The 1,199-nt window shown below is 67.8% G+C and carries 1 protein-coding gene; it reads right to left on the bottom strand.

From position 1 onward, the window contains the following. On the bottom strand, nt 1-1,199 hold a 1,199-nt coding region (locus B8W69_RS29455), incomplete at both ends, for a condensation domain-containing protein (protein WP_165762733.1).

Here is a 1,199-nt window from a genome sequence, read left to right as displayed (position 1 = left end):
CGCCAACGGCGCCCACTCGGGGCCATGCCCCGCACACCGGCTGGCATAGGCCACCCCCAGATCGGCCACCAGCGGGGACATCGACAAGCCGTCAGCGGCGATATGGTGTACCGCCGCCACCAGCACATGTTCGTCATCGGCGCGGCGGAAAAGCATTGCCCGCAAAGGGATTTCGGTGGCCAGATCGAACGCGTACGAAGCCGCCGCCTCGATGGCCTCCTCCAGCTGTGTTGTCGACCAGCCGGTGGCATCAACGACGTCCCAGCCAAAGTCGGCCCGCTCCACCGGAATAACCACCTGCTGGGGTATGCCCTCGGGTGCCGCAAACCGGGTGCGCAGGCTCTCGTGACGGCCCACCACATCGGCCAATGCCGCACCCAACACGTCGGCATCCAGGCGCCCGCCCAGCCGCAACCCCGCCGCCATGTTGTAGATCGGTGAAGGCCCCTGCAACTGATCGATAAACCACAACCGCTGCTGGGCAAACGACAACGGCACCACCGCGGGCCGCTCACCGGCCACCAACGGCTCGCGCCCACCCCCATCGGCACCGATACGGAGCACCAACTGGGCCACCGTGGGCGCCTCGAACACGGTGCGCACCGCCAAATGAGCGTCCAGACCGGCGTTGACCGCGCCAACCAGGCGCATCGCGGACAACGAATCCCCACCCAAGTCGAAGAACGAATCGTCAACCCCGACCCGCTCGAGCCCGAGTACCCGGGCGTAGATGCCGGCCAGGATCTCCTCGGTCGCGGTACCCGGGGCGCGATAGCCCTCGCCCGAGGCGTATTCGGGTGCCGGCAGGGCCCGGGTATCGAGTTTGCCGTTCACCGTCAACGGCAAAGCGTCCAACACCACCACCGCGGCCGGAACCATATACTCCGGCAACCGCTCGGCCAGCTGGGAGCGTAGCTGCACCGGATCGGCGGTCCCGGTGACATAGCCCACCAGCCGCTTATCACCCGGGCGGTCCTCCCGGGCAACCACCACCGCCTGCTCCACCCCGTCGAGGGCGGCCAGCGCCGCGCGGATCTCACCGAGCTCGATGCGATACCCGCGGATCTTCACCTGCTCATCGGCGCGGCCCAGATACTGCAACTGCCCATCGGCACCCCAACGCACCAGATCCCCGGTGCGATACATCCGCGCCCCAGACTCCCCAAACGGGCATGCCACAAACCGCGACCCGGTCAACG

This window comes from Mycolicibacterium vulneris (assembly GCF_002104765.1).
Lineage (GTDB): Bacteria > Actinomycetota > Actinomycetes > Mycobacteriales > Mycobacteriaceae > Mycobacterium > Mycobacterium vulneris.
The sequence above is the reverse complement of the archived record's forward strand: the minus strand, read 5'-3'. Positions and strand labels throughout refer to the sequence as shown.